Source organism: Arcticibacter tournemirensis, from assembly GCF_006716645.1.
Lineage (GTDB): Bacteria > Bacteroidota > Bacteroidia > Sphingobacteriales > Sphingobacteriaceae > Arcticibacter > Arcticibacter tournemirensis.
Genome location: NZ_VFPL01000001.1, coordinates 4,479,287 through 4,502,405 on the forward strand (window position 1 = coordinate 4,479,287; position 23,119 = coordinate 4,502,405).

At 44.0% G+C, this 23,119-nt stretch carries 16 protein-coding genes; 2 read left to right on the forward strand and 14 right to left on the reverse strand.

The genetic code is table 11. The features are described 5' to 3' along the window. Positions 1-94 precede the first annotated feature (94 nt). The 9 genes from BDE36_RS18680 to BDE36_RS18720 all read right to left on the reverse strand — a co-directional run bounded on the left by BDE36_RS18680 (position 95) and on the right by BDE36_RS18720 (position 13,627). Positions 95-637 (reverse strand): SusF/SusE family carbohydrate-binding protein, encoded by a 543-nt coding sequence (locus BDE36_RS18680; protein WP_141816084.1) that lies wholly within the window; start codon positions 635-637, stop codon positions 95-97. 34 nt (positions 638-671) lie between these two features. Further along, positions 672-2,381 (reverse strand): RagB/SusD family nutrient uptake outer membrane protein, encoded by a 1,710-nt coding sequence (locus BDE36_RS18685; protein WP_141816085.1) that lies wholly within the window; start codon positions 2,379-2,381, stop codon positions 672-674. Between the two features lie 16 nt (positions 2,382-2,397). Next, the gene (locus BDE36_RS18690) at positions 2,398-5,676 is read right to left on the reverse strand and encodes a SusC/RagA family TonB-linked outer membrane protein (protein WP_235904190.1); all 3,279 of its coding nucleotides are present in this window, start codon (positions 5,674-5,676) and stop codon (positions 2,398-2,400) included. 129 nt (positions 5,677-5,805) lie between these two features. Continuing rightward, on the reverse strand, positions 5,806-6,963 hold the full coding sequence (locus BDE36_RS18695) for a FecR family protein (protein WP_141816086.1): 1,158 nt from the start codon (positions 6,961-6,963) through the stop codon (positions 5,806-5,808). Between the two features lie 62 nt (positions 6,964-7,025). Next, the gene (locus BDE36_RS18700; RefSeq protein ID WP_141816087.1) at positions 7,026-7,601 is read right to left on the reverse strand and encodes an RNA polymerase sigma-70 factor; all 576 of its coding nucleotides are present in this window, start codon (positions 7,599-7,601) and stop codon (positions 7,026-7,028) included. Between the two features lie 152 nt (positions 7,602-7,753). Next, a complete protein-coding gene (locus BDE36_RS18705) occupies positions 7,754-10,138 on the reverse strand; it encodes a TlpA family protein disulfide reductase (protein ID WP_161987703.1) in 2,385 nt (794 codons plus the stop codon). Between the two features lie 168 nt (positions 10,139-10,306). Next, positions 10,307-11,029 carry a 3-ketoacyl-ACP reductase gene (locus BDE36_RS18710; protein WP_141816089.1) on the reverse strand — a complete coding sequence of 241 codons (723 nt, stop codon included), beginning with the start codon at positions 11,027-11,029 and terminating at the stop codon, positions 10,307-10,309. 120 nt (positions 11,030-11,149) lie between these two features. Then, positions 11,150-12,196, reverse strand: a complete 1,047-nt coding sequence (locus BDE36_RS18715) for an MBL fold metallo-hydrolase (RefSeq protein WP_317132916.1) — start codon at positions 12,194-12,196, stop codon at positions 11,150-11,152. Positions 12,197-13,012: 816 nt separating this feature from the next. After that, a complete protein-coding gene (locus tag BDE36_RS18720; protein WP_141816090.1) occupies positions 13,013-13,627 on the reverse strand; it encodes a porin family protein in 615 nt (204 codons plus the stop codon). 346 nt (positions 13,628-13,973) lie between these two features. Here BDE36_RS18720 and BDE36_RS18725 point away from each other — a divergent pair, with 346 nt between their 5' ends. Next, complete coding sequence (locus BDE36_RS18725) at positions 13,974-16,466, forward strand: TonB-dependent receptor (RefSeq protein WP_141816091.1); 2,493 nt, start codon at positions 13,974-13,976, stop codon at positions 16,464-16,466. A gap of 26 nt (positions 16,467-16,492) precedes the next feature. Further along, positions 16,493-17,815, forward strand: a complete 1,323-nt coding sequence (locus tag BDE36_RS18730) for a PepSY-associated TM helix domain-containing protein (RefSeq protein ID WP_141816092.1) — start codon at positions 16,493-16,495, stop codon at positions 17,813-17,815. Between the two features lie 91 nt (positions 17,816-17,906). On the opposite strand, the gene BDE36_RS18735 is transcribed toward BDE36_RS18730, so the two are convergent. The 5 genes from BDE36_RS18735 to BDE36_RS18755 all read right to left on the reverse strand — a co-directional run bounded on the left by BDE36_RS18735 (position 17,907) and on the right by BDE36_RS18755 (position 23,104). Continuing rightward, entirely contained in the window at positions 17,907-18,347 is a 441-nt protein-coding gene (locus tag BDE36_RS18735) for a hypothetical protein (RefSeq protein ID WP_141816093.1), read from the reverse strand. Positions 18,348-18,434: 87 nt separating this feature from the next. Continuing rightward, positions 18,435-19,337: a sugar phosphate isomerase/epimerase family protein gene (locus BDE36_RS18740; RefSeq protein ID WP_141816094.1), complete on the reverse strand. Its 903-nt coding sequence runs from the start codon at positions 19,335-19,337 to the stop codon at positions 18,435-18,437. Between the two features lie 170 nt (positions 19,338-19,507). Further along, on the reverse strand, positions 19,508-20,884 hold the full coding sequence (locus tag BDE36_RS18745; RefSeq protein WP_141816095.1) for an alpha/beta hydrolase family protein: 1,377 nt from the start codon (positions 20,882-20,884) through the stop codon (positions 19,508-19,510). Positions 20,885-20,935: 51 nt separating this feature from the next. Next, positions 20,936-22,075, reverse strand: a complete 1,140-nt coding sequence (locus BDE36_RS18750; protein ID WP_141816096.1) for a sialidase family protein — start codon at positions 22,073-22,075, stop codon at positions 20,936-20,938. A 333-nt stretch (positions 22,076-22,408) separates the two neighbouring features. Then, positions 22,409-23,104 (reverse strand): DUF3826 domain-containing protein, encoded by a 696-nt coding sequence (locus BDE36_RS18755; RefSeq protein ID WP_235904191.1) that lies wholly within the window; start codon positions 23,102-23,104, stop codon positions 22,409-22,411. Positions 23,105-23,119: the final 15 nt, after the last annotated feature.

Consider the following 23,119-nt stretch of genomic DNA (forward strand, 5'->3'; position numbering starts at 1 on the left):
ATCCGGTAAGACAAGGTAAATGTGCCCGTAATGTATCCTAGTAAACTATAACAGCTCTGCCACTGCCTACTACACACTATTTTGGCTCTATGGTCTAATTCTGCACCTTTTCAAACGAAACTGTCGGAATCCGTATATCCAGGGTAATCTTGTAATTTCCAGCCTCCGAAGCGGTGAGCTTCCAGTGGATATCAGGACGGGCGTTCGGAGCAAGCTGTGCTTTACTGTCGGTAATTGGCTGACCGGCGACTAAAGACATAAAAGAGTCTGAACTCCAGTTTCGCAATGTGGGAAATTTAATTTCTCCCGCCTTCAATGGACCCGTCCAGGTAAAAATGTCGGTATTTTCGGTGCTTCTTGTCATTGCTTTAGCACTGTCTATGTTCCATCCTGCTGGTGTGGCATCTCCAACGAGATAGACGTTCTTGTAGATCAGGGGTAGCGGATCTCCAGCCTCTAACTTCTTGCTACAGCCGGTGCTGGCCATCATCAATATCAAAACGGCCGGTATCATACCATAAAGTAACTTTTTTATATTTATATTCATTTCGGTATTCTTAGAATAATAATCACTTATTTTACTTGAATAGTTATTAGTGAAGCGTTCGCTGATACTGAGAAGAGCGGAACGCTTCATCAGACCTATATCTGTCTATCTTTTATCAGACATCTTAGTAACCCGGATTCTGATTTAGCTGAGGATTAATATTGAGCACCCTCCTCCCTATAGGGAAAATAAGGGTATAGTTACCGGCATCGGGTTGTTTGTCCCACCAGTTCCCTGCATTAAAAACGCCCCAGCGGATGAGATCTGTCCTTCTCCTGCCTTCCCCGATAAATTCGCGGCCCCATTCATCAATCACTTCCTGGTCGTTCAGATCGCTTCCGTCCGTCTTGTAAAGACTGGCAGATCCTGAAGGATAATAACGTTTTCTCACGCTGTTCAGCAAAGCAGCCGCGCCCGGCTTATCACCGGCCCTGTATTTACATTCGGCAAGAGAATAATAGATCTCAGCCAACCGTATCTCAGCATATGCTGACATGATCGCATTTTTGTCATCAGATGGATATATGGGATATTTAACCAGTCTGAAACCGGAATTATGATCGGCATGATCCATATTCGATTCCTTATCCGCTGGTACTTCGTCGGGCGGCAAATTCGTAAACATACCAACAGCATCCCTCATATAAAGTGTATACCCCTTTGTAGTCTGTACATTTTTCACCACCCCGTCTTCGGTGTAAGGAAGGTAGCCGAAAAGGAACATCCCTTCCCGTTGTGAATTTCCGAGATTTTTGTATTTCTTCAGCCTTACATCATCCGGGTATTTTGAAAATTTCAAGAACGGCTTACCAAGGGCCTGGGGGAGCTCGTTCCCATCCACGTTCCTGCCCGGTGCCAGCGACCACTTAGGGTTATTCGCCCCGAATTCAGTAAAATCGAAATATTTGAAAGTATTGGCCTCATAAAACCGCCAGTACATATCGTCCGTATAGTGCCAGTGCGTATAACCCTGTGAAGAAGGGAATGCAAAAACAGTTTCAGATGAGTTGGCATTATTATAATCAAAGGGAGCATCCCACCGGTCTTCAATAGCATAATTACCATACTTTCCGTCGATAATATCCTGGCAAACAGCGGCGCATTCAGAAAATTTGTCCTGTCCTATATATACTTTCGCATTCAGATAAAGACGCGCTAACAATGACATGGCAGCACCCTTTGTCCAGCGTCCTACAGCGTTCTCTCCAAGGCTTTCTTTTGTTGGCAATCCATCTATCGACTCCTTCAGCTCCTTTTCAATAAAACTAAAGCTTTCTTCCGGCGTAGACTGTGTTGTGCCGGTATTCTCCCCTTTAACTTTGGTAATAATTTCAATGTTTCTGTATAAATCAAGAAGCCTTAAATAAAACCAGGCCCGGTGCACGCGGAGCTCAGCAAGAAAATCAGCCTTTTCAGCTTCCGTCATATTAAATTTTGCAGGATCAATTGCCTGAATGTCCTCAAGTGAATTGGTAGCAAGATCTATTCCCTGATAAAGAGCATTCCACATATCCGAAGTATATGAGTCTGTAGGAATCCAGGTATGATAATGAGCGCGCTGGTAGATACCGCCGTCATACCAGTCCCCCTCCCTGTTGGGAGTAATCAGTTGATCGGCCGAATTCTCCTGAGCAACAAAAGTGCTTCCTATGCTCCAGTATCCATGTTCAAATGACCGCAGAAAGTCTCTTATAACATCCTCGCGCGTCTGTAAAAAATTTGATGATATAATGATGTCGTATGGCTTCTCGTCCAGCTTGGTGCAGCTATTTAGCGTCAGCACAATTGCCAGGCCCGCCATTAATGTCAATGCACAATATGTCTTGAATTTCATCTTCTTAAATGTTTAGTTAAAAACTAACCTGTACTCCTGCAAGCAGTTGCATAGTGGTAGGATAAAAGCCTCTGTAAGTGTTAACACCTGGCCATAAGCCGTTTACAGACACCGTTTCCGGGTCTCCGCCTGTATACTTCGTGAAGGTTGCGATATTCCTTCCCGTGAAATACAGCCTCGCTGATTTGAGATACTTCATCCGACTGTGGTAGGTGTAACCTAAAGTAACGTTGTCAAGCTTTATAAAACCACCGGGTTCAAGGAAATAGTCTGAAGGAGTATTGAGCGTAGAATTACTGGTCAGTTTGGAATATTTTCCTCCGTCATACGCTGATTCCAATACATTTCCTGAGCTGGTTGCCGGAGTTCCGATATAATAAGCCGTCGTGTTAAAGATCTTATAACCAAGCATCCCTCTCAGATATACAGAAAGGTCCCAGTTCTTATATGTAAGCGTATTGCCGAGACTACCACTGAATTTAGGCAGCCCATTACCAACAAACTGCTTATCGTTGTCAGTCCCGAGATTGCCTGAAATAATTTCACCATCCTTGTTGTACACCAGTAACCTGCCAAAGGAATCATTGCCGGCCGACTTCAACATGTAAAAGCTGCCAATCCTTCTTCCCTCCTCTAAACGCTGAATTTCGCCAGGACTACCAGGAGACGGTAAGCCGGCTCCATCTGCAAACTTTTGTCCGTGATAGATCTGGTTAGAGAAGGAAAGGAACTTGTTCTGTAAAGTCGCACCAGCAAAGGAAATCTCGTACTTCAGTTTATCTCTCCTTATGATGGCCCCTGTTAACTGCAGCTCCAGGCCGGTGTTTCTCATAGAGCCCACATTAGCATAGATAGTTCCCTGAACGTTTGGCGGCACAGGGACATCATAATTCCCAAGCAGATCCTGGTTCTTTCTTATATAGTAATTAATACTTCCGCTGACCGTCCTTTTCAGGATGGAAAAGTCAAGACCGATATTATAGTTGATCGCTTTTTCCCAATGGAGTTCGTAATTGGTGTTCTGACTGGGTCCGTAAACCTGGTAATAGTTCCCGTTATACTTATAATAGCCATATGCGGCATAAGTATCGAGGGAAAGATAATTGCCGAAATTCTGGTTCCCTGTTACTCCGTAATCCCCTCTCAATTTCAGATTATCAATCCAGTCAAATTGTTCAACAAAAGGGCGCCGGCTCAAATCCCAGGCTAACGACAGAGCCGGAAAATTGCCCCATTTATGATTCAGTCCGAATTTCGACGAACCTTCGTGGCGCAGACTGGCGGCAAAAAAGACCTCGTCGTTGAAGTTATAATTTAGCCGTCCGAAAAACGCAATCAACCTTGAGTCGTTCTGATAACTGTGAACATCATCCCGGCCCAGTTCCCGGTTATAAAGACCGGTACCCAGATTGTTATAGGTAAAAACATCGGTAGGGAATTCCGAGTTGCCACCTGATAAACCCTGGCTATTGTAATAGAAATAGGAATAGCCACCCAAAAATTTAGCAAAGTGCTTTTTATAGTTAAAAGAATAATTGGTTGTCCATTCGAAACTTTTCCAGTCTTTTACATCATAATTCCTGGAAGCAGAATTGCGGCTGTCATTGTTCTGAATAGCGCCCGTATTCGTAGAGGGAGTAAAGCCAAAACCAAAAAAATTTGTATTATTCTCGCTTAACATCACCTGTGTATCCCAATTATTGAGTATATTCAACTTGAACGAGCCGCTCCAGTCCAGGTACTTACCGGTCTGCCCGGAAAGAACAGTCCTCGCAGCTTCAACGGGATTATACATGTCGATCAAACCCTCGGTTACGTAATAATACCTATTGGGATTATCAGGGTCCATAATCGGCTGAGTAGGATTAAGCGTGAGTCCCTGGGCCCAGCCCTCTTCAGAATTATTTGATTTAAGATACCGCGGAGCAATTCTGAAGTTGATCGTATATAAATTACTTGCCGGAGTATGGGTTATATTGGCCCTAACGCCATAGTCCTCCTTGGTCGATCTGTAATCTATACCGTTTGCATTTCTATAATCACCTGACACATAGTAATTCGTTTTTGAATTTCCGCCAGAAACAGACAGATAATGCCGGTGAGAAAAAGCGTAATCCCGGCTCATTGCCGACATCCAGTCTGTTCTGGCCCCCTTGTCAGCTCCCCTCCCATGTGCCAGAAATTCTTCAGCAGAGAGCGGACGAAGCTGATTATTGGGAATATCGAAGGCAAAGTAATCGCTGTAAGTGGTTTGGGGCTCAGCAGATCCTTTCTTCGTGGTTATCAGAATCACGCCATTACTTCCCTGCGTTCCATAAATAGCGGAAGCGGCTCCTCCTTTGAGCACGTCGATCGAAGCAATATCGTTCTGGTTAATGTTATCGACATTCCCGTTCGGAACACCATCAATCACATATAAGGGACCAAGTCCATCATTCAATCTTGAGGATACCCCTCTTAGTTGAATAGCTGCCGTAGAGTTCGGATTAGCGGTTGCGGTATTTGTAATAGTCAGACCAGCAACCTTTCCCTGAAGTGACATTAAGGGCTGATTGCCGCCTGTCGTTAACAGTTCGTCGCCGGAGATATGTGTAATGGCGCTGCTGATTTCCTTTTCTCTCAAAGTACCATAGCCGACTACTACCACTTCTTCCAGCCCACTTGTTTGGGGCCTTAGCGATAAGTTAATAATTTGCTTCCCGGCCACAGATACCTCCTGCGAAGCAAACCCTATAAAACTGAATACGAGAACCGCATTATTTTCAGGAACCGTGATTTTGTAATTACCCTCAACGTCCGACACGGCAGTTGTGGCTCCGCTTTTCACGCGGATAGTAACTCCAGGTAAAGGCGCCCCCTTCTCGTCCGTTATTTTCCCGGAAATGTTTACCGGAGGGAAGGCGATCCGAAGGGAAGGCACGTCTTTTTTTTCCGCCTTCTTAATAATGACCGTTGCGTTCTCTATCCGGTAGGTCAATGCCTCGCGAGATAAGCACTGATCCAGCACTTCTCCAAGGGGTGCGTTATGAAAGTCCAGGCTGACAGGCTTTGCCTTCCTGACCAGATCAAAATTATAAATAAAATCAAATCCGGTTTGCTCACGTAACTGATCGAAAACCGTCAGTAACTGAGCATTCTCCACTTTAATATTGACGCGCTGGGCGTACCCCTTCCCATAGGTTTGCAAAAAAGCGGCTAAAATTATTATCAGGGAAAGTTTCATCGGCAATAAGTACCTGGATAAAAGACCATAATAGTCCCTTCTGCAAGAAATTGCAGCAAATATTTTATACATTTGAACAATAGGTTAAATTTAATTAATTGGTGATTTCAGTTATTAATTTACCTTATTCATCATTGATGATTAAGCCGGGAGCGCTCCAACGCTTCCGGTTTATTAGGTTTTTTATCGGGTTAGTCGAAATTAGTTCATAACAGTTACCCTCCTTCCTTCCTGTTTAAATTTCAGATCCCCCGCTTCATGTAAGTATGCCAGCAACTGCGAGAGCTTTTTATACCGCGAAAACGTACCGCCGAAAGGCGGCGATTTTACATCCCCCTGGTAAACCACCTCCACATCATACCATCTGGCTACTCTCATCATCACACTTCTAATATCCTCATCGTGGAAATAGAAATAACCATTTTTCCATGCAACATTAGCTTTTATATTTGCCTGAGAAACGATTATTTGATCGTTCTTTTTATCTATACTGGCCTGTTGCCCCGGCATCAAAAGCTGTTTTCCATAGCGGTTTCTGATAAGCACCGATCCTTCCAGTAAGGTAGTATTCATTGTTTCCTCATCGTCATAAGCCATCACGTTGAAATGAGTTCCCAGCACCTTAATCTCGATTTGATCGGATTCAACGATAAAAGGCTTTGTTTTATCGGGTGCAACTTCAAAATAAGCTTCCCCGGTTAACACAACTTTTCTTTCCTTTCCAGTAAAAGCAACCGGATACCTTAATGATGATCCGGCATTAAGCCAGATCTTTGTATTATCAGGAAGATTTATCTGATATTGACCTCCCTTAGGTGTTTCTATGACATTAGTTTGCCCTGCAGTGATTCCCCGGCTAGCGGGATCCACCACGGTATAAACCAGTTCACCGTTAGTCTTTTTCGTGATTTTTATGCCCGACTGTTTAGCAATTTCCCCATCGGCCGAATCATCCAGCAGGATCTTTTTTCCATTGGATAGCGTAAGAACAGCTTTATTTTCTCCCGGTGCAATATCATTATCAGCTGTCTGAACAGTTCCCGGATCTTTCCGGAGGATCAACAGCAGAATACAAAGGGACAAAATAAGAGCAACAGAGGCTGCGACCCTCCGGAAGGGCCATGATTTCAACCTTACGATCAACCCTCTTTTTTCTGAACCGGTCCAGTCAACGGTTGCAAGCATCCTTTCTTTTTGCGACCTTTCGTCACTGGCAAATTCACTACTGACGGTAACGGGTTTATCCTGACCGGCATTGTACCATGCGGCAAACTCAGCCTCCTCTTCAGGAGTGATTTTACCTGTCATCCATTTCTCTGCTAGATCCAGATAACGCTTGTCAACTTGTTCGTTGTCCATGAGATTTAGTAGGGCTCTTTAAATAGTATATCGGCTGAGAAAGGCGGAACCCTATATGCTTTTTAAAAAAAAAGAGAGAAAAGAAATGAGCTTAACTTGCTCCTGAGGATTTTCAAGGCGCGTGTAAGATGGGCTTCCACTGTTTTCTCAGAAATGCTCTGTTCTGCTGCAATTCGCTTGTTGCTGTATCCCTGCTCACGGCTTAGCTGGTAGATCAACCTGCACTTTTCAGGAAGAGCATTTACAAGCTTCTCCAGCCTTCCCCGCAATTCCTCAAAACTCAGCCAGTTTTCGGTTGAATCATCATATTTAGTGCCGTTGGTCAGCATATATTCCTCATAACGGTTCCGGTGACTCTGTCGGGCAAGGTAATCGATCACCTTATATTTCATGGCGACAGCAAGATAAGCACTAAAGGTAGTTGTGATCCGGATAGTATCTCTGCGTTGCCATACATCTGCCAGTATGTCCTGCGTCAACTCCTCCGCAACAGCTATATCTTTTAACTTGTTTGCCGCTATAACGAATAATTTCTTCCAGTAACGTTCGTAAAGCTCTGTAAATGCAGCCCGATTGTCTTCCCTGGTAAGTTCCAACAACTTCTCATCCGTCCAGTTGCTCGGCATGTAAAGAGGCATGAATTGAGGGATTAACTTCTATATTTAAACCTCAAACTTAGATAAATTGCTTTTATATGCAAAATCATAAGTTGCTTGTAAAACGATTTAACGGTCTCTAATCTGCCTTTTCGAATAGTTCTGTAAACGCCTTCAGGAGCCTCACGCCCTCATTATTCCTGAATCTTACTAAACTGCATGACCACATCTTTCCAGTCCGTTCCAAAGTTCACCGTAAGCATCCGACCTTCAGGCGAAATAATTACCTTACTGGGATAGCTCCGGACATTATAATTCTTCTCAATAACGTTATCTGACATTACGGCCGGCATGGCGTAGTTATTCTTTGTAAAGAAAGACTTCACTTTTTCTTCTGTATCGTGGCAGGCAATACTCAAGAAAGAAACATTCTTATGCTTCCCCTCCTCCACTTCTTTTGCAAAAGAGTTTATTGACGGCATTTCCTGACAGCAGGGACCGCACCAGGTTCCCCAAAAATCGAGCATAAGCCATTTGCCTTTATAGTCCTTAAGTCCATGCTCTTTGCCATCGATGCCTTTCAATACGAAATCAGGGGCTAAAGCCCATGATGTAATAATCTTTTCAGCAAAGAAACGATTGAAGCTCTCACCCTGGAAATGTCCTTCATACGTCTTTTTCATCTCGCCGAGCTGATTTGGGTTAGCGTTAATGTGTTCAATAATAAAAGGCAATACACTGCTCCTGTCCCTCTTCTTAAATAATTCGGCAAGGTACTCACCCCGGTAGCTATCCTTTGAGTGTAGAAATACTCTGTCGTAAAAACTCGCGTGCGCCGACTCCTTCTCGCTTTTAGGAGAAAGTTCTGCAGCTCTCGATAAGTATCGAACAGCCTTTGCTGAATCAGTGGCGGCTGTTTCCTTATACTTAAGATAATACGCAAAAGCAAGGATATTCTGCTGAGCATACCTCTCCGTATTCAGCGAATCCTTAACCAGTCCATCAAGCTGATTTATTGTACCATCCAGCAATCGTGCTGCCGTCTTGTTTTCTCCAGCCCTCTGCAGCAGGTCATAGATTAATAAAGCATATCGCCCTCCATTTCCAGTCTGCAAGTCAGCGGGACTCATTTTACCGAACTCCGTCGCAGCCTTCATAAGAACTGATTTATCTTTCGAATTATCCTTTGAGGTAACCCATAGATACAACGGATGCGCCGTTTTCTGCATTGTCAGATTGTTTGAATTATTGAGCTTGTCCAGCAGCATATAGCTGTTCTCAGAGCTGTTCATCCTATCTTTCTGCTCCTGTGCTATTTCCTCATCCGTCCACCCTAATTTTTTAACATGTTCAGCAAAGTTCCTCATTTCTTCTTCCGACGGCTTCTGGTACCGGTCACGGAGAAAGTCCTGCGCAAAGGAATTGTGTACCCAGTCAGAGAACGAGGGAGTCTTAGACATATATTGTGCTATAGCATAGGCTGAATCAGCACTTTTATCCGCCACCTTTTGAAGCTTGTTAAAAAGGTGGCTGTATTGCGATTCAAGGAGGTGATTTGGAGTTTTTGCCAGTTCTTTAGAATAGTTTCGATACGCCCTGTCACTGCGAAAATGCTGCATCAGGCTGAGTTTAGTAGATACATAATAAGCATCTCCCCGAAAAATCGGATCATATTTCTTAAATGCATTAAACACTTTCAGCGAATCATCTTCATCCCCACTCTTCAACCACGTACTCATCCAGCTAATCCTAACCGCCATATTGATCCAGGCGGTATCCACTGCTTTAATACGAACCGGCCTTACCAGCTTTATTGTCTCAGAAGTTTCTATCTCTTCAGAAGGACCATTTTTCACTTTAGGGGACAAGGAATAATAGATTTGAGATGATTCTTTCAGTCCTGTATTGCTGTTTAACATGATATCCCCCTTTTGAACAGAATAAGTAGTATCCTCTTTAGAGGAGCTCTGCCTGATCATCAGCAAGGCGCCTTTTTTACCGGCAACATCGTATCTGGTTTGTTTGTTATCACTGGTCCACGACCCGGGATAGGTAATCTTCTTTTCAGATAAAGGACGGAATAAGCCTTCTATTTCAACACGAGGAGTAGCTTTTAAATTCTGTATGCACTGCGCTCTAAGCTCGTCCTTTGCCTGCCAGATATCGAGCGAATTATTCACCAGTTGTTCCAGTCCCTTCACCGTATCTACCCGGCCCAGAGAGTCCAGTACTACTTCAAAAGGCTTTCCCAAAATAGAGAACGGTATCAGCAGTCCACTCGATTGCAATGTTGTCTTACGGATGCTATCGCTATTGAAAACTGTAAATTCTCCCACGCGGCCATACGAAGGCTCTTTTTGCCAAATCCTTTGTAAAACACATTCAAGCCGGTACTTACCTTCGTTATCTTTTCCTAAAACCTTAAAATTATAGGTAAATTCAGAATCCGATTTATACGGAGTCTTCATTGCTGAATGACGAATAAATGCAAAAGTATTCCCGGTTTCCAAGTTAAGTTTCTGTGCCGAAAGGTTCAGGCTGATTATCAGGCAAAATAAGAGCAAAAAAGGCTTGGTCATGCTATAGCTGTTTAGTATACGAATATAGTAAATCTGAAACGATAACTCATGCATCTTTTTAATTTATGAAAGCACGAACGATCGTTCAGATTTACATGCCTGGGCGGCTTATTCAGGACCAAATAATGCCCGTAAAGTCACTTCGACAGACGAGGATCTGCTATTGAATCAGGGATTAGTCGACCAAAGTCCAACTTCTTTAACGAATGCACGTTGCGGCAACTTTAAATTGTTAACCACCAGAGAGGCAAGATCTTCAGGTTGCAGTACTTTTTCCGCATTGCCGTCGGTAAAGTTAGCATTGATCGTCATTTCAGTCGCGATAGTACTCGGGTTCACTGTGGTAACGCGAATGTTCGATTTACGGACTTCCTGCATCAATGATTCGGTCAAATTGATCACCGCCGCTTTAGAAGCACCGTAAGCGCTCATTCGGGCAGATCCTTTCAATCCTGCGGTAGAAGCTACATTAATGATATCGCCTCTGCCCTGCTCCAGGATGAACGGTAAAACCTCATGTATCACGTAATAGTTACCCAATACATTCACTCGAAACACCTCTTCCCATTCTGTTACGGGCAGCTCAAGAAAGCCACCAACCTTTAGTATACCGGCGTTGTTCACGAGAATATCCACCTTTTCCAGTTTTCCCACAAGCTCCCCAACAGCGGATTGAACTTCAGCATAGTTAGCCACATCGGCGCTGGCGAGGGCCACTGTAATGTCGGGGTTTTGCCCTTTCGCTTCCCCGGCTACACGTTCAAGGTCAGCTACCGTTCTGGCCACCAAACCCAGGTTTACTCCCTCAGCCGCCAAAGCAAGTGCCATTGCCCGTCCCAATCCTTTTCCAGCACCCGTGATTATGGCCGTTTTTCCTTTTAAAATTTGCATATTTATTACGTTCGGATTTATGTATTATAAAAGCTAAATATTAGCACCGCTAAATTCATAATATTTGATTTAGATTTCAAATATGGCTTCAAAAGTTTCGGCGTCTACTGGTGAAACACCTCAATTCACTCGTTCCCACCATTTGGTAAAAACTTGTGTACTGTCATTTAGCCTCACTACTTCCCCAATCTTAGGCGTCACCAAGGGTAAATGATATTCTTTTTCGTTCAGTTCACTGATGGTTTTCAATGGTTCATCCCAGGGGTGATTTGCCAGTTTAAATTTAGAAGAATGTACAGGAAACAGCCGTTTAGCATGTAAATCCTTCGCAGCTTTCAACCCTTCGTTCGGTAGCATATGAATGGCCTGCCATGCTACATTATACTGACCGTTGTCTAAGAGTGCCAGATCAAACCCACCGAACTTTTCCCCGATTTCGGCAAAGTGCGTATCGTAGCCGCTATCACCACCTAGATACAACTTCAGATCAGACGTTTGCAAAACAAATGAAAGCCATAGCGTATTATTTCTGGTAAAACTCCTGCCGGAAAAATGACGTGCAGGTGCAGTATGCAAGGTAAAATTTTCGCCGATAACAACACTCTCGTTCCAATCCATCTCAATGACCTTTGCAGTATCGAACTTCCAGTATTCAAAATGTTCGCCCACACCTAAACCGCAAATGATCTGCCTGACTTTAGGCTTCAGCTTCATCACAGTTTGATAATCTAAATGATCGTAATGATCGTGTGTTATGAGCAGAAAATCAATTTCTGGCATATCCTCTGCCGAATAGATGTCTGTGCCCTTAAATGATTTATTAGAGTTTGGTATCGGCGAAGCATTGCCGCTAAAAACAGGATCAATAAGAAAACGCTTCCCATCGAGCTGAATAAAGTATGACGAATGCCCGAACCACACCAAGACATTTTCGGTAATTGGTAAATTTTTCAAATCGGTCTTTACAGAAGGAATACTGTCGATTGGCCGGGTGCGCGGAAATTTTGTAAATATGAAATTATACATCACGCCCGCCATGGAATAACCTTCAGTCGTAATAGGTGTAAAGTGTATATTTTGAAATTTTCCGTCTTTGTAGTGGGGTGATTTTTGCAAACGCTCAAGTCGTTTGCCTCTTGGTGCTTTTCCGAATTGTGGTTGACGCATATAGAAATATGTTACAGTTACTAACAGCAATGTAATACCCAAAAGGATTATCATTGTTCGTTTTATCATTTTTTGTTTTTACTCATTTTGTTGCGGGCTGCTATTTATTGCCCTGTAGACGGAGATTACTTCAATCCAGCGGTCCCTGCGAAATCCGGTCTAATTTACTGTTTTGAATGTTACTTTAGCAATTTTCTTTAGCTCTCTTTACCACGACTATTGTTATATACTTCATGTGTGCGGAGCTATTCTTACTATACAGATGCCTCAATGCAGAGGAGAATCGGCACTATATTTTTCTTTCGATAGCTCGTACTGAAAAGGATATGCTTAAATAAAAAGAGGCCACCAGATTGACCCGTATGGGGTTACTGCCTTCCAAATCCCTGATAAACGCCTTACCAATCCCACATCTCGTCAGGATGTCATCAGCATCTCCTCAGCATCATGTCAGACTAAAGTCTGACGAGAGTCTGACATGATCCTAACAAGATGCTGACGAGATGCTGACAACATCAGGGCCTGGTAAGGGATTTGTCAGACACTCTTCAGGTTTTCTACAAGCTTTTACCCCTGTTCTTACCATTTTATGGCAAAACGTGGCTTTGCTTGTTCAGTGTACACTCTTACACTAAATAATTTGAAAGAATCAATACTGGAACCAAAGGCTCCCTATAATGAAGTTGGTAAGTGTGATCGGATTGGGAAACTGGTATTTATAACGGGAGAATTCCAGGTAAAAGGCAGGTTTCAAAAAAAGAGGATGATGCACCTGTACACCATCCTCTTTTTCTGAAGAGGTTTGTTCAGTTAATTTTAAAAATTAAATCCAATATTAATGTTCGAGGTACTGCTTCTTATGGTCATCCCGGTATTATCTTTCACTAAATCAGTAAATCCGCTCTGTCCATTAAGTTCAATAAAGAACTTGGTTTTCTCAGAAACCGGAATTTTTACTCCAATACCGGCATCCAGTCCGAAGTCTGTACTGGAAAGAATAGATTTAATATCAGTATCACGGGCAGTTTCCGAGGCTGATAACAGAATACCGACATAAGGACCAAAGTTTAAATACCAGTTTCTGGTACGCCCAAAATGCCAGTTTGCCATTACAGGAATAGTAAGGTAATCCAGGTGATAGTTTGTGGTGACAGGACCGCTGCCACTATCAAAGTAACCATTATTCCATCCTTTCTGATCATACGTGAACTCACCTTTAATGCTCCAGCGATCAGAAAAAAAATAGTCCACAGAAACTCCAGCATTAAAACCGCTCCTGTATTTGCTGTTCGTAATGTTATCATCGCTGGTAACTGTTGCTGCGTTGTAACCAACATGAAAACCGAATTCTGTTTCGCCTTTTGTTTGAGAAAAAACGGTTGTACAAAGGCTTAGTACGATAAGAAGGGTAGTAAAAAATTTTGACATCATCGTGTGATTTAAGTTGCTCAAAGCTATAATTATTTTGCTATTCCGCCCAAAACTAAATCACACAAATTCCGGCAGATATAGTGCAATTAGGCCCACTCTCGTAGTGTTTTATTTATATAACGACCTCATTTCTCAGTCGCGCTGCCCAATGCAGGTGAAATAAGGGATTCTATTGGCGGTAATGAACTAAAAATAAGAAAATGAACGTGCAATATGTGCTTTTAGGTGTCATTTATTTGGACTGAATCTAAATAACTCTATATTTGCGAAGAAAAAAATGCCACACGGGGTGGACACCGTGTGGCTGCCGGATAAACCGGATCACCTTTAATATAGATTAAAAGTAATGCAAGTTAAGAAAATTTTGCTATTAGGTGCCCTCTGCGCCTGCTGGTCTATTGACAACACGATGGCCGGACTAAAAACATCTGGAATCAATTCAAAAGCCTATGAAGAAAGTTTACCTGAAAATGAACAACATTACGGCACAATTCGGGGAAGGATCACAACGGCCGACGGTAGCATAGCTGCGTATGTGTCGGTGGTATTAAAAGGCACCAAGTTCGGTGCGATGTCGGACGAAAATGGTGAGTACCAGATAAAGAGGGTACCAGAAGGTGATTATACCATGATAGTATCTGCAGTTGGGCTATCTCCAAGGGAAAAACAAATCCATGTTTCTGGTAAGGGAACTGTGATTGCGGATTTCTCCTTGAAGGAAAATCGGGCGGAGCTGGAAGTGGTGCAGATAAAAGGGCACCGGAACAAGTTTAAGACTGATAAAGTCTCCCCTTCCCTGCGATTGCAGTCGCCGCTCATTGAAATACCTCAGAACATTCGGGTGGTTACCGATAAACTGATTGCAGATCAACTGGTATTTGATATAGTAGATGGAGTGACACGAAATGTCGCTGGAACGGTCAGGACCGGTCACTGGGACGCTCAGTATGCAAACATATCAACGCGCGGCACTACGATCCCGGCTTTCAGAAATGGGATGAATCAAAAGATGCCATGGGGGCCTCTGGCTGATGATGCAGCAACCATTGAAAGGATTGAGTTTATAAAAGGGCCATCAGGGTTTATGATGGCAAACGGCGAGCCGGGCGGCATTTATAACGTAGTAACTAAAAAGCCCACAGGAGAGAATCGCAGCTCGGTAAGCTTCAGTGGTGGTGGTTATAATTTGGGTCGTGCAGCTATTGATCTTGACGGAAAATTATCGGCTGACGGCAGACTGCTTTTCCGCCTGAACGCGGCAGCCCAAACCAAAGGCAGCTATAACAAATACAACTATACCGACAAATATGTGATTGCGCCAGTAGTAAGCTACCAGATTGACAGTAATACCCTTGTCACCGCTGAATATACTACGCAGCATGTGGAGGCCCAGGCTTTGGGTACTTATGGTTTTTCGCCCAATGGATTTGGCGATACCGATCCCAGCTTCTTTATAGGTGACCCTTCTCTTGACCCTAACAAGTTATATGATCACAATGCAACATTGTATTTCAACCATAAGCTAAACAACGACTGGAAGGTAAACGCCCAGGTAGCTTATGTTCGGTACGGTTTATTTGGCGGTACCCCCTGGCCATCTCAGATTGCACTTAACGGGGATATGAAACGATATTTAAATATCAGTGAAGAGTTAGCCATCAATAAAAATGCACAGGTAAGTATTATGGGAGATCTGGCTACAGGTCCGGTGATCCACCGGCTAATGGCTGGCGTGGATATGGGCAATCTCAAAACCTGGGGGGACTTTGGGAGTGCACAGGAGCCCGATCTTCGATTGGGGGATAATAAGGTGTTTAACATCTATAACCCTGAATACGGCATTCCAATGGACAGTATCCCGGTTTTCGACCGTTCAAGAAGTATTCAGATACGCTCTGGTTCAAGTACGTACCTAACCAACCTTACTTATACAGGAGTTTATTTACAGGACGAAATTCGGATGCTGGACGAAAAGCTTCGTTTAACTCTGGCCGGCCGTTTTACCCACGCCGTAACGGTAGGAAAGACTAACAAGACGCATATTTCTGACAATATATTTAGCCCCAGAGTGGGCCTGAGTTACTCAGTGACAAAAGATTTCTCTGCATATGCGCTATATGATCAGAGTTTCCTGCCCGTAGGAGGCCAGGATTTTGCAGGTGATCCATTTAAACCCATCAGGGGTAATAACGTCGAGTTGGGTTTGAAGAAAGACTGGTTTGACGGAAAATGGAATACCACTATTGCAGCTTATAAGATCACTAAGAAAAATGTACTTACTCAAGATTTAGATCCCGAGCATCGTGCAATAAATCCAAATGCTCAGGTTCAGGTAGGTGAAATTGAATCGAAAGGGATTGAACTGGATATTGTGGGCGAAATTGTGAGTGGGTTGAACGTCGTGTTAAATTATGCGTATACTGATGCGATAGTCAGTAAAGATAACAATCCGGAGTTAGTTGGCAGACACGTCGCCAATTCTGTAAAACACCTTACAAACGGCTGGTTGTCATACCGCTATAAAAAGCAGGGATCGTTACTCGATGGTTTCGGATTAACGGGCGGTTATCAAATTCATCTTGACAGGTACGCAGGAACAACAGCCAGGCCGCTAATGTTGCCGGAGTATTATCGCTTTGATGCAGGTGCAACATATGAAAAAGGTAAACTGAGTGTTTCTTGCCTTGTGAACAACTTGCTTGACCGAAGATTGCTCACACAGGGTTCTTATAATCAGTTAGATCCCAAGAAGGTAACACCCACAAATGTTAATTACTACACATACATATACGAAATGCCCAGAAACGCGAGGCTGAGTATTGCTTACCGTTTCAAATAAATTTATCACTTTATTAACACAGCACAATGACTCCCATGAAACAGACACCGGCAAAAAAGAAGCAAAAGGATTCTCTTTTTAAAAGGATTAATAACTGGCTTCATTTATGGCTGGGACTGATATCTGGTGTCATTGTGCTGATTGTTTGTCTTACCGGCTGTATCTGGGTGTTTAATGAAGAGATTACCGGCTTGCTCGAGCCAGAAACCAGGTTTGAATGGCAGAACAAGCCGGTCCTCAGGCCTTCCCAGCTGATAGATATCGCAGCGAAGCGGCATCCTGATAAGATACCGTCGTATGCCAATTACCAACAGGGCAGAGCAATTAACCTGAACCTTCGATCTGCAGATGCCGCCCCGCGTGATCGCAGTGGCGGAACGCTTCTGAAAATCAATCCCTACACTGGCGAGGTGATTAGTGAAGAAGTGCGAAAGAAGGGAGAAACCGATTTCTTCAGATTCATCCTCAATGGACACAGGTTTCTATGGTTGCCTTCCGGGATTGGCAGGCCGATCGTAAACTACGGAACATTGGTGTTTGTAGTATTGCTTATCACCGGACTGATATGGTGGTATCCCAAAAAATGGAACAAGTCTACCCGCAGGAAGAGCTTCACGATTAAATGGGGCGCCTCGTTCAGGAGGGTAAACCTTGACCTGCATAATGTAGTCGGCTTCTATTCGTTGCTGTTCCTGGCGGCTATTGCCCTCACAGGAATGGTGTACGGCATCAAATGGTATAGCGAAGGATTGTATTGGGTTACTTCGGGTGGAGATAAGCTGGCTGAATATAAAAGGATGGAATCGGACTCTCTGCAGAAGGGAAACCTCTATACACCAGCGCAAGCGATGGATGGGGCCTGGGCCAGAGTGATCGAAAGGCATCCTAAATCCATGGGTTTCTATTATAGTTTTGCCGACACTTCGCATCCGAAAGCTGCGATTGACGTTTCGGTTTATCCTAACAAAGGACAGTTTTACAATAGTCAGGGCTATAGCTTCGACCAGCATACGCTGAAAGAACTGAAACGTCGCGATGCTTACTCTGTAGCTTACAACGAAGCTTCCTTTGGCGAGAAGCTGCGAAAAATGAACTACGATATCCATGTTGGCAGCATTCTCGGCTTTCCAGGTAAAGTTCTCGCCTTCCTGGCTTCACTAATTGGGGCAAGCCTGCCGGTTACTGGCTTCCTGATATGGTATAACCGTAAGTTTAAGAAGAAAAAAGGTGTCAAAAAAAGGAGGAATGCTGAAGGAGAGGATTCATCGCTGTTCGGCAACGAGAAACGAAATATAAATCCAAAGACCTCTTCCAGCAAACCTCAGCCAGCACTGTCCAGGGTGCTTTAACGTGTTAAAAACACTACTATTACATTCTGGTACTGCTACTTTCCTGTGCAGGTACTATATAAAATAATACCTGCATTTTCCGGAACTCACTTTACCTCGTGTAGATTACCTGCACCTTTTTCTCAACTGTTGTATTCGGTGTTTTATAAATGGTAATGGTGTAAGTACCCTGAGCATCGGGGGTAAAAGATGCTTCTCTTGCCGCTGTTACGGGAGTATTTTCGCAGCTTCCCGTACCTACGGTTCCATAAGCTTTCAGAACGTAATTATACTTTGAACTTTTGGTTAAGGATAACCTCAGGTCCGTCCAACAACTGCTGCTGCCGGTTACTGTTGCTTTAATCTTCACGGGGTTTACCCCCTTGGACGCCTCGGGAACCACAATGTTCGATATTTGCGCCTGCTGGCTTCCCGGAGTGGTACTTTGTGCAGAGCTTAATTCTTCTTCGCTTTCCAGGACAGCATTGTCCTTACTGCAGGCGCTTAAGAAGACACACAAAATTGCAGTAAACAAAAATTTTGACGTTTTCATGGCTAGATGTTTGTTATTTGTATTATCAGCAAACATCCTGCCAATACGGTCGGCTAAGGTCGGTTTAAAAGAGAGGAAAACTAATCATTATCCCTGAAATACCTTCTTAAGATAGGCCACATTAGCTCCGAAGTTCCATTTGACGTTTGTTGGGTTACTCTGGTCGCGCGACCGTTCTACCACCAGCCAGCCTTCCCAGCCCATTTTATCGAGCGTGCGCTTAACCTCCTGCATGTTGATTGCCGGATCGTTCTGCAGCCATACTCTATCTTCATTTGTACAGTGGATCATACAAATTCGTTTCTTTCCGAGGATCTTTAATTCCTGACATAAATCCCTTCCGCCCTTTACAGGGTTGGCGAACTTGAAATAGATCTTTATTGCATCAGACCCGATATCTTTTAGCAATTGCACTTCTGCCCTCGCGTCAAGAGAAGTTTCTATTCCGATAATCACACCTGCCTGCTGAGCCATCTTCCCGGCTACTTGCAGCCTTTCTACAATCGCAGGCCTTAACTCCGGGTTCTTTACAAGGTCTCCCTGTACTCCCAGAGGCAGAAAAGCGACCTTCACTCCCATTGCCTTCATCGTATCTATACAGTCCTGAATCATCTTCTGCCAGGTCGGCCTTGTAGCAAAGGACTGGGCAAAGAAGCCAGTCATTGCCAGGGAGCAAATCCCCAGATTTAGTTCTTTCGCTTTATCGAGGAACTGCTGTCTTATTATTGGATCTGAAAGTTTGTTATCAAACGTCTCACGGTTACCCAAGCCACCCATGTCTACTTCAAGCCCATCCGCTCCTATCTCTTTTGCAAGCTGAAAGGCGCTTAGTTTCTGACGCTTCAGGATCATCAGATCTACAACCGCGATCCTGTACCTCTGTTTCTTATCAGTCAACGCCCACGCAAGACTGCCCGGCATTAGTAATCCCGCCGATGCCATTGCAGTACCGGCGATAAAATGCCGTCTGCTGATAGTTTTGTTTTTCATTGTTATATTACTATAGTATTGAGACATGAGAGATTAGGTAATAGATTATTTTCACTGTAATGAGAGATGAGAGAATAGGTAACAGATTGTATACTTAGCGCTCTAGTATCTATTACCTCATATCTAGATACTCATATCTATTCTATTACCTCATATCTAAATACTTATATCTATTTAAACATCTCTTCCAATTGAGCAAAATCCTTCACTGCATTGGCTGGCAGGCTCTCCCGCTTCTCTCCAAATACGTACATAGCCGGGTATTTTTCTATCGTTACTCCCGACTCGTGGATCCTGCCTTCCTTGTCCTGAATTTTCTTAATGTCGAGGTTAAAATGCTTTGCAACAAACTGATACATAGCCACACGCTTACTTAATCCGTAATCGTGCCCTTCCTGGGGAAAATGCGCATTCTCAACCTCGCCCGTTTTCCCATAAAAGTCGTACACCTTCTTCAGGTAGGGAAACTCCACTTGCGGTACCTGCTGGGTCCAGTCCTTTCCATCGGAAATAATAAGTTGAGGTCTCGGTGCCGCCATCGCCGCAATTTCGACATTGTTGGTCCCTCCGCCGCAAAGATGTACCCCCATACCACTCTCACAAGGGCAGCCTCCACTATGGTAGGACGACATCATCACTACTGGAACGCTCAGCTTGATCCGGTCATCCAAAGCGGTGATCAGCATAGTCTGACTTCCGCCTCCTGATCCTCCGGTAATAGCTACACGATTAGGGTCGGCGTTCTTCATCGACAACAGCCAATCGAGTATTCTGATGCTATTTAAGGCATGAACGCTCATTGCGAGACTCTTTCTATGATCGGAAGGTTTAAATTGTAATGCTGATTCGCCCCATGCGAAAAGATCATAACTAAAGGAAATAGCTCCCATTTTTGCCTGCATAGCACAGCGGTACTGGCAGTCAGCCCTGTACCTTCCATCGCCGAAATGCCCATCGGGATTGAGGATCACCGGAAGTTTCCCTTTTGCATTCAACGGCCGGTATAAGGAACCGCAAACGTATACGCCGGGCAAGGTTTCCAAAGCAACATTCTCAATAGTGTAACCGTTCATGGTTCGCCTATTACTAATAACAGGTCTACTCGCAGGCTTCGCCGGAAGAGGGGAAAGCTTTAAAGCTTTCCACATACATTCCCGCAACTCCTTTTTACGACTTTCCCAGGACGTCACGTCATTAAACTTCGTCCACAGGTACTCTAGTTGTTGTTTTCCTTCAAGCGGAGTTTTCAGGTGGTACTGAAAGTTCTGAAGCTTGTATTTGCCCTCGCCCTCCTTTACAAACGTAATATCCTGTGACGACATTACATTGAACAGCGTCTGTTCAAGATCCGGCCTGAACCTCCAGCCAGCATAAGTTACCATGCGGTCCTTCACAAGATCTTCAGGATAACGAATCTTTACATGGAACTGGTTTTCTATATCGGATATTACTTCCTTTAATGGTTTTCTGAAAGCATCGTCAGCTGTTTGGGCAAAGCTGAAAGAAGCAAGTAAAACCAGAAAACCGGCAACTAAGCTTTTATACATCTTTTTTTTTCTTGATTGCTTATACATCTCATACCGTCCGTTCAAACTGTCTTAGTCGTTTGTGATTTCAGCCCCTTTAGGCGCAGTGTAACCCTTCATTTTCGGCCATTCTCCATTTACAATCTTCTTCAGCTTTAATTTTGAAGGATCAATTACGACATGCTTAATCCGCTCCCGCCGCCAGGTATAAACCACATGGATCATTCCTTCTTTACTTTGAATGATGGATGGATAAGAATACTGACTAATGGGCGAATCTTCCAGGATTGCAGCCGCATACCAGGTTTTTCCGTCTTTAGATAAAGAGAGGTTCAAAGGCGTGCGAGGCCCCTTCGCTAAGTCACCTGGAGGCAGCACATGATTATAAATGAGCGCATGCCGACCGTCTTTAAGGGTCACTGCGTCAGTTCCGGAATTGTTATTTGGCAGGTTTGTTTTCGACAGGGGTTCCCACGTTTCTCCATTATCATACGACCATGACTGTAATATGGCCCTGTTCCTGCTTCGTGCCAATAACTGAAGTTTGCCCTTTCCATGGTCCAGGATACTTGGCTGAATGGCATCAAGACCTTTCTCTGCCTGAACAGGGCCTATCTTCCTGAATGTTTTCCCCATATCAGGAGTCACCTCAAAATGTATTTGCCAGCTATTGCCCGTACTGTTTCCTTCAGTGCTCGTAGGTGCGAACAAGTTTCCGTTACTCAGTAATACAGGTTTATTTTTCACCGGGCCAATATATCCTTCAGGCAAGGGGAATCCCTGTGACCATGTTTTCCCGTCATCTTTAGAGATCCTCGCCCATCCTTTCCAGGTCGAGGGGCTAGGCCCAATCTTGTAAAACAGATATAGTTCTCCTCCTGGAACCTGGTACAAAACAGGGTTCCAGGTTGGATATCTTTTGTCGGGCATTACCCCATCGGCCACATTCTGTGGGGCAGTCCACTTACCATTCTCACGCCTGCTTACGTAAATACAAACGTCTGGATTCCTCTCCTTCGTCCCGCCAAAGAAAGCTGCTACCAGCCCCGTGGGAGTTTCAGCTATTGTAGCAGCATGCGCCTGTGGAAACGGCGCCGATTCATAAATAAATTCATCCACGAGGATTCCTTTTTTCCAGGGCTTATCCTGCGCCGCAACACTCCCTGCGAGGCTCGTTGCGACCAAACTTAGTGCGATTAATTTCTTAAACATATTTGGCTATTAGCTATTGCTGTTGGCTATTAGCTTTTTTAGCAGCTAAAAGCAATCAGCCTTTTTTGTTACTTATAATTTACCTGATTCTACTAATTCTTCTTCTATCTCCTTCTTGATACTTGATACCAGCTACTTGATACTTACTACTTTCCTTCAACACACAACTCGTAACCTGCAACCCTCTTTCCTGCAACCCACATCCTACAACACACAACCACTTTTCCTGATACTTAATACTATCCGCTTGATACTATCCTGCAACCCACATCCTACAACTTGCACCCACTAATCCTGATACTTGATACTAGCTACTTGATACTCCCCCACAACTCACTTCCCCTTCTCCGCTTTGCGCGCAGTAACGTAGTCCTTAAACAACTGTTTCCAATTTCTTCCATTCGAATTCAGATACTGCTCGCATTTCGTTTTATAAATCTCGAAGATGGCAGAGATCTGGTTCATATTCTTAAAGTCGACTGCCTGTTCCCTTGCCAGCTTCAGGTTCTTCAGAATAACGGCCTCTTCTTCAGGCTTCAGGTCGGGAACGATCGCCTTATAACCTTTTAAAGTAAAGGCCACTTTCCCAACGGTATACTTATCCAATATAGCCTCAACCTGCTCCTCCGTCAGATCATTGCGCAGACCGTCCATCAGGCTTTTATGAACGGCAGAAGGCATCGCCGAATTGGCAATCACCTGCCTGTCGAGATCACTCAGCTTAATACCCGTAGCTGGATTGATTCCCGCGGGAACCGTAGTAAAGGGATGATCGTTATGCCAGTCTCTGATCGTCTTAAGATGTGTGGCGACAACACTCTTCACCCTGTTCTCTTTTGCCGGATCATTCAGATTAAGTGAAGCAACCCATTCGGCCGCCTTCTTTTCCTGATCAGCATCAGATTTCACTTTTGCGTCAGCACTCATAACTGCTGTCTGAACCTGCTGGGCTTGACAAAAAGTTGAAGATCCGAGTAGTACAGCGCTTAACATCGCCGCGCCTAACACTTTTGATTTAATATCGTTCATGTTCATAATTAAAAC